Annotated in this window: 8 protein-coding genes; 2 read left to right on the top strand and 6 right to left on the bottom strand. The window is 41.0% G+C overall.

What is annotated here, in order from left to right; genetic code table 11:
* Positions 1–261 precede the first annotated feature (261 nt).
* A complete protein-coding gene (locus EXT47_RS01720; protein WP_039490939.1) occupies positions 262–729 on the top strand; it encodes an RNA-binding protein in 468 nt (155 codons plus the stop codon).
* Here the strand turns inward: EXT47_RS01720 and murI are convergent, their stop codons facing one another.
* Both murI and EXT47_RS01710 read right to left on the bottom strand, forming a co-directional pair.
* Complete coding sequence (murI, locus tag EXT47_RS01715) at positions 730–1506, bottom strand: glutamate racemase (RefSeq protein WP_084204130.1); 777 nt, start codon at positions 1504–1506, stop codon at positions 730–732. It abuts the gene before it with no gap.
* Positions 1507–1569: 63 nt separating this feature from the next.
* Positions 1570–2697 carry a DUF5610 domain-containing protein gene (locus tag EXT47_RS01710; protein ID WP_130125780.1) on the bottom strand — a complete coding sequence of 376 codons (1128 nt, stop codon included), beginning with the start codon at positions 2695–2697 and terminating at the stop codon, positions 1570–1572.
* Between the two features lie 164 nt (positions 2698–2861).
* On the opposite strand from EXT47_RS01710, the gene trmA reads away from it, so the two are divergent.
* The gene (trmA, locus tag EXT47_RS01705) at positions 2862–3956 is read left to right on the top strand and encodes a tRNA (uridine(54)-C5)-methyltransferase TrmA (protein ID WP_130125779.1); all 1095 of its coding nucleotides are present in this window, start codon (positions 2862–2864) and stop codon (positions 3954–3956) included.
* 10 nt (positions 3957–3966) lie between these two features.
* Here trmA and EXT47_RS01700 read toward each other — a convergent pair whose 3' ends face one another.
* Genes EXT47_RS01700 through EXT47_RS01685 form a run of 4 tightly spaced genes read right to left on the bottom strand, consistent with a single transcriptional unit; the run spans position 3967 to position 6736 of the window.
* Positions 3967–4425 (bottom strand): DUF523 domain-containing protein, encoded by a 459-nt coding sequence (locus EXT47_RS01700; RefSeq protein ID WP_069023300.1) that lies wholly within the window; start codon positions 4423–4425, stop codon positions 3967–3969.
* A 48-nt stretch (positions 4426–4473) separates the two neighbouring features.
* Entirely contained in the window at positions 4474–5103 is a 630-nt protein-coding gene (locus EXT47_RS01695; protein WP_010604382.1) for a thiol:disulfide interchange protein DsbA/DsbL, read from the bottom strand.
* Between the two features lie 18 nt (positions 5104–5121).
* On the bottom strand, positions 5122–5745 hold the full coding sequence (locus tag EXT47_RS01690; RefSeq protein WP_045988286.1) for a thiol:disulfide interchange protein DsbA/DsbL: 624 nt from the start codon (positions 5743–5745) through the stop codon (positions 5122–5124).
* A gap of 16 nt (positions 5746–5761) precedes the next feature.
* Positions 5762–6736, bottom strand: coding sequence for a serine/threonine protein kinase (locus tag EXT47_RS01685; RefSeq protein WP_045962799.1), 975 nt, complete (start codon positions 6734–6736; stop codon positions 5762–5764).
* Positions 6737–6771: the final 35 nt, after the last annotated feature.

Below are 6771 nucleotides of genomic sequence, written 5' to 3'. Positions count from 1 at the left end.
TTTGCTTTTCAGCGTAGTGCCCCGTGTCAGTGGGGTCGCATTATAGGGCGATCCGATTTTAGTGCAACCCTTTTTTTCGATCTTTTTGATCGTTCGAACAAACATTAACCAAAACCCACTTTTTAGTGTAAAAACCATGCAAAAAAGGACAAATCTTACTATCAGAACTATATTAATTATTGCGAAGTTTAATTAACTCGTTAAGATAGCTAACTCATTTGTTAAATTAATGTTTAACCTTCTTTTAATTGGTATATTTATATGAAGTCTTTTGATCATAAAGTAATTTTGATCACTTTGGTTATTGCAGTAACGAGCTTTTTCATTGTTGATCTTGCATTAAGCTCTACACAGCTCGACGCTGCTCTTATGCTTGCCGTAGGTATTATCATCGGTAGTGTAGTAAGCCAGTTTTTAAAAAGTGATACACAACAAGAAAAACAATCAAACTTATCAACTACTACATTATATGTAGGCAATCTACCATATCGAGCCAACGAACATGTTGTCCGCGAACTTTTCGAAGAGCAAGGGCAAGTATTTTCAGTTCGTCTACTTAAGGATAAAAACACAGGCAAACGACGTGGTTTTGGTTTTGTTGAGATGTCTAAGCAAGATGCAGAAAAGGCGATCACTCAACTCAATGAGCGTGAATTTCAACAGCGTACATTAAAAGTAAGAGAAGCAAAGCAAAAGCCTGAAGGTGAGATGGATCACTCACCCGCTTAATTAATCTTTATTTAAATTAATTATAGAGATTACTTCTTTACTATCCATTACTGGTGCCGTTGCATAGAAACACACTTCCGATGCACTCGGCACCTTTTCTCCTACTACTATTTGACTTCCCAACAATGACACTGCACGGTTGGCTATTGCTTTGCCTGAATCAACCAGCTCAACATGCTTCTGTAAGCAATTCTTGATATCGTGAGCTATCAAAGGAAAATGTGTACACCCCAACACTAGCCTATCAACAGTGGCTGGAATGTTAAGCCGAGCTATTTCCGCGCACAGTGCCTCTTTATCCAACTCATTATGCCAATAAAAGTGCTCAGCGATCCTTACAAGCTCCGTTGAATGCAAAGTTTCAACTTTACAACCTGAGGTAAAATCCATGATGAGCTTATGCGTATATGCATTATTTGACGTTGCCGGTGTTGCTAATAGTGCGATGTGCTTGGTCTTTGAACTAGATGCAGCAGGCTTAACAGCAGGAACCACACCTATAATTGGTATCTGGGTATGTTTTCTGGCTTCTTCTAATGCGTATGTTGAAGCGGTATTACATGCAATGACGATGAGATCAACATTGTCCAAGTATTGCTGTTGCCAACGAATAAGTCCCTTGACACGTGATTTGATTAGCTCTTGAGGCTGAAGGCCATATGGGAGAAAAGCATTGTCCATAACATAACTAAATGAAACCCCCTGCAAACATGCCTTTAAGTGCGACAGCACACTGGTGCCACCGATCCCCGAATCGAAAACCAAAATATGCGACAAACTTCATACCTCAAATCAATGAAGTATGAAGTTTGCCATGAGTCCTCGCGAAAATAAACTGGCTTAGCTTGTTTGTTTTTGCTCTACTTGCTCTTTATTTAGTTCATTCAGTTTACTAAAAAAGCTACTAGCATAATCCAAAAACTCATTTAGTCTCGACTGACCTTCATTCATCCAAGCAAGCAGGTTTGGCAACTCATTATCGGCATTGAGTCCCTTAGCTTGCTCTTGCACATCTGCTAACTGCTTATTGAGTGGCATAAATGCCTTCTCTAACTCTTTCATTGGATTGCCTTGCTGATATTGAGCAATCGCAGCAGACGTTTTACTTTGTCTTAGATCCATCGTGAAATTAGTGATCTGATCTGAGTTTAAGCTAAGCGACTTTGCCAAATCGAAAGCTTCATCGTATTCACCACCGAAAAAAGAATCACTGACATTACGGATATCTTCCATCATATCGTTAATTGCCTGCTGCTCCTCTTCGTTCAGCTCACCATTTACCTTAATTGAGAAACTAACCTCATGAGAGGACTTAGTGCCATATGCCATGCCATAATCATTACCTTTTTGCGCGACACTCGCAGCGGCCCCCTGAGCATACGCATCGGAGAATGAAATAACGACTTCATCCCCTTCAGCTGTAGTAAATGCATATTCAGCCTGATTAGAGAGGCTCGCAAACTGTGCGGCACTGATCGCTAATGCCTTTGGCGACTTTTCTTCAAACAATTCTTTTTCAAAATCATCTAAACCTTTAAAAATCCCTTCTCGTGATTTTTCAATACCATCTTCGATGTCGGAATTGAAAGCGCCCATGCCTTTTAACTCTTCGCTGGCTTCATTAATACCCTGTAGCACGCCCTTACGTGCCCCATCTAGCATAGATTTCAATTCGTCATCATTTTTGCCGTCGACTTTGGCTTTCTTCACTGCACCCTGAACAAAATCGAGTACATTTTTGACAATAGATTCAAAATCAAATAGTGGCTTGTCTTTTTTATCTTGTGTCGGCTTCTCAATCCCCAACGCTTCTGCAAGCTTATCATCAAGAATTTTAGCTGCTAGCTTAGATTTATTCCCCGCATAGCTGTCCGAATTAATTTGGATATTTGGTCCTATCCCTTTGCTCTTTCCAGGCTTATGCTGCATCGCTGGATTGAGCAACTGATTTAATTGCCCGATTTTCATGGTATGCCCTCCAATATATTAGTTAGATTATCGGCATATTTGCGCAAAGCTAAAGTATAATGATTAAAAAAACAGCAAACCAGACGCATCAGTGATGCTAGACTGGACAAATTAGCAACGCTCCCTAAAATAGCGCCTCTTAATTCAACATAGATGGTTTTAGCATGGCAGTAATAAAAATTGATGATTCAGCATACGAGCAACAGTTAGCAGATAAAGCTGAGCGTATCACAACACAATTTGCACAGTTTGATGCACCTGCACTTGAAGTGTATGAATCTGCAACTCGCCATTACCGCCAGCGCTGTGAATTTAGAGTATGGCATGAGGGTGAAGATCTGTTTCACATCATGTTTGACCAGCAAACAAAAGAAAAGATCCGTGTTGATAGCTTTGATCCTGGTGCGCCGCTTGTCAATGAAATGATGCAGGTGATGATACATCAGCTGAAAGGCAACGAGATATTGCGTCGTAAACTGTTTCAGATCGACTATCTCACGACGCTGAGCGGTGAAATACTGATCAGCTTACTTTATCACAAGCAGTTAGATGAAGCGTGGCAAACTGCCATGCAGACATTAAGAGCCGAATTGCAACAAACCTATAAAGTTGATTTTATCGGTCGTGCTAGAAAACAAAAGGTTGTGTTTGGCAACGACTATGTAACTGAAAAACTAAGCGTTAACGGTAAAGAATATATTTATCAGCAGGTTGAGAACAGCTTTACGCAACCGAATGCGGAAGTGAATCAGAAAATGCTAGCTTGGGCGCAGTCCATTAGTGAACCGCTAAGCAACGACCTATTAGAGCTTTATTGTGGTAACGGTAACTTTTCAATCGCATTGGCAGGCTCATTCAATAAAGTGCTGGCTACTGAGATCTCTAAATCATCAGTAAAGTCTGCACAATTTAATATTGCAGCAAATAAAGTCGATAACTTAGATATTATTCGCATGTCGAGTGAAGAGTTTACACAAGCCATGAAAGGGCAGAAGTTTTCTCGATTAGATGGTATTGATTTACAGTCCTATGATTGCCAAACGATCCTTGTCGACCCGCCTCGTGCTGGCATGGATGAATTGACTTGTCGCTTAGTCAGCAACTACGACAACATTATTTATATCTCATGTAATCCAGACACGTTAGAGCGTGACTTAGCCTTGTTATGTGAAACACATAAAATCGCACGTATGGCGATTTTCGATCAGTTCCCTTATACCCATCATATTGAATCTGGCGTTTACTTAGTGAGAAAGTGATCTCTAACGATTAACGACTGGCTGCCATCGCTGTGATAAGTGCTGGCAGCTGAGTTTCGCTAAATACTTGAATACCGGATTGCTGTAATAAAGACGCAGTCAGCCCCTGCCCTACTATTTTTTTACCGGTATGACTACCATCGTAAATCAGATTGCTGCCGCAAGACGGACTGGACTCTTTTAACAACGCAAACTTTATATCGTGCTGAAGGCAAGCCGCTAGCGCTTTTTTAGCACCGAGTTCAAACGCGGTGGTAAAATCATCCCCTTGTTTACTCAAAACTTTACCATCTGCTATTTCAGCCGATGGGCGAGGTGTTGGTAAACCACCAGATACTTCGGGGCATAGCGGTAAGACCCAATTTTTTTGCCGCCAATACTGTAATGTATTGTCTTGAAGGCTTTGTGAAGAGGCGTCATACCTCACCGGATAGCCCAATAAACAGCTAGAAACTAAAATTTTAAACATAAAAAAGCCCCGCAATAATTGCAGGGCTAGTCTAATACAAATTAGATTTTATTTCTTTGCTAAATAATTCACCAAAGCAGCAATTTGCTCAGGCTTAGTCGTACCAGACTCACGAAGTAATAGCTTGTATTTACCGTTCACCACGAACATTGGTACCCCTGTTAGCGCGCCTTTATCAGAAAGAGTCTTCTGCATACGTTGCATTTTTGAAGCTTTAGTACGAACAGAGAAACTGGCATAAAGTTTATCAAACTTCTCTTCTTCAACACCTTGCGCAATAAAGATATCTTTTACATCAGCAAGTTCATTGATTTTTGCACGCTTGCCATGGATATGATTAAACATGGCTGCAACTATCTTGTCTTTTTGTGGCAGCACTTCAGCAGTTGCAAGTGCTTGTGCCAACACCTGTTGGATCTCAGGCTCTCTTGGACCAACAAAATCTATATGGCTTTTTTTAAACTTAACGCCCTCGTCCAACTTTGGTTTAACGTCAACGATTAAATTTTCCATTGCGTTACAGGCTGGACAATAAAAAGAAAAATACTCCATTACCTCAGGCTTTTTCGTGCCACGCTCAGCAATAACTTCATAATGTACACCTTCTTCAAATGGCGCAGCCTGAGCAAGAAGAGGAAGCATTAGTGCAACCGCTAAGCCTTTTAATACTTTCAACATACTAACTTTCTCCAGTCCTTATTTTTTTAATAGATATGCGATCAATTCATCAAGCTGCTCTTGACTCTTGATACCTTTCATTTCGATTCTGTATTTGTCGTTTACGATAAAAGTTGGAACGCCTGTAAGCGCACCCGCTTCAGAAAACTTTTCTTGTGCTTTAAGCATGTTATTTTCCGCACTCACTACTGGCATGCTCGTTACAGCCTGATCAAACTTTTCAGCAGAAATCCCATTTAACTCCATTAGCGTTTTCAAATCTTTAATGTCTAACAGTTTGTTTCTTTCAACATGAATAGCATTAAAAATCTTCTCGGCAATCACATCCGCTTTGCCTGCTTGATCAGCAATAATATAGGCATAGCTTAGGTTGCTCTGCGTTTCTGTAGGAACGCCTCGCAGGAAGTTCACATGGCTTTTTTCAAAGTACGCCCCCTCAGGTAAGTTCTTTTCAATCGCTTTTGCAATTGGCTCAAAGCGGAAACAGTGAGGACAGTAAAAAGAGAAAAACTCAGTAACTTTCTCTGAGTTACTCTGTTCGGTTGTTAAGGTTGTGTAGTGTTCACCTTCGGTAAAGTCTGAAGCCATCGCAGCAATGGGCAAAAGTAATGCAATAAGTGCGATTTTTAATTTTTTTAGCATGTTACTCTCTCTAATTTTAAGGAAATAGGCTCAAACTTGGTTCATCTAATGCAGCAAATTGCTCTTTTAACGCTAGGATCTGTTGTTCCCAGTATTTGTCTGTCGCAAACCAAGAAAAGTTCCGCTCGAATGCAGGATCCTGCCAGCGCTGTGCCAACCAAGCCATATAATTCACCATTCTCATGGCACGTAGCGGCTCAATTAACGCAAGCTCTTTTGAATCAAACGGCATAAATTCTTCGTAACCCATAAGCAGGGTGTCTAACTGTACCAATTGCTCGTTGCGGTCGCCATTTAACATCATCCACAAGTCTTGTATTGCAGGGCCTTGCTGACAATCGTCAAGATCCACCAACATCAATTGATCTCTAGACCACAATAGATTTCCAGCATGACAATCCCCATGAAGCCGAAGTGTTTTGGCAACTTGATACTTTGAGGTTGCTTTGTTAATAACTTGCTCAAGAATAGTAACAAATGGAGTGTGTAGATGACTAGGCACTAACTGGCTTTTTAGCAGTGTTTGTTGCGCATCAACCAAAAAACGCTGGGTATTGAGCTGTGGTCTATGCTCGAATGCTCGCTCAGCCGACAGACAATGCAAGCGCCCTAGGTAGCGACCTAAAATTTCTAAGTGATCTAGATTATCGAGCTCGAACTGGCGTCCACCAACGCTTGGAAACAACGTATAGCGATAACCTTCATAAAAATGCAGACTACGCCCAGCAATAAGTAAAGGTGCTACAACAGGCACTTCAGCTTCTTTCGCTGCCAGTGCGAATTCATGCTCTTCTAGAATTTGTTCATCCGTCCAACGCGCTGGGCGGTAAAACTTCACCACATAACGCTTGCCGTCCTCAGCACCAAATTGATAAACACGGTTTTCATAGCTGTTTAAGGCCAATAATCCCGTTGTCGGATATATCTCAAGTGCCTCAATCGCATCTAAAATTAGATCCGGTGTCAACGCGTTAAAACTAAAATCGTTCATAATGTTTATAAAAAAGCGAGGTTTTATACCTCGCT

This window comes from Pseudoalteromonas sp. CO342X, from assembly GCF_004208915.1.
GTDB classification, from domain to species: Bacteria; Pseudomonadota; Gammaproteobacteria; order Enterobacterales; family Alteromonadaceae; genus Pseudoalteromonas; species Pseudoalteromonas maricaloris.
This window is presented reverse-complemented; position numbering and strand designations above follow the sequence as displayed.

Bases quoted from the DNA above. Each gene is read 5' to 3' on its own strand.
- EXT47_RS01700 (WP_069023300.1), bottom strand. From the start codon at position 4,425: ATGTTTAAAATTTTAGTTTCTAGCTGTTTATTGGGCTATCCGGTGAGG.
- EXT47_RS01685 (WP_045962799.1), bottom strand. From the start codon at position 6,736: ATGAACGATTTTAGTTTTAACGCGTTGACACCGGATCTAATTTTAGAT.
- EXT47_RS01690 (WP_045988286.1), bottom strand. From the start codon at position 5,745: ATGCTAAAAAAATTAAAAATCGCACTTATTGCATTACTTTTGCCCATT.
- trmA (WP_130125779.1), top strand. From the start codon at position 2,862: ATGGCAGTAATAAAAATTGATGATTCAGCATACGAGCAACAGTTAGCA.
- EXT47_RS01695 (WP_010604382.1), bottom strand. From the start codon at position 5,103: ATGTTGAAAGTATTAAAAGGCTTAGCGGTTGCACTAATGCTTCCTCTT.
- EXT47_RS01710 (WP_130125780.1), bottom strand. From the start codon at position 2,697: ATGAAAATCGGGCAATTAAATCAGTTGCTCAATCCAGCGATGCAGCAT.
- EXT47_RS01720 (WP_039490939.1), top strand. From the start codon at position 262: ATGAAGTCTTTTGATCATAAAGTAATTTTGATCACTTTGGTTATTGCA.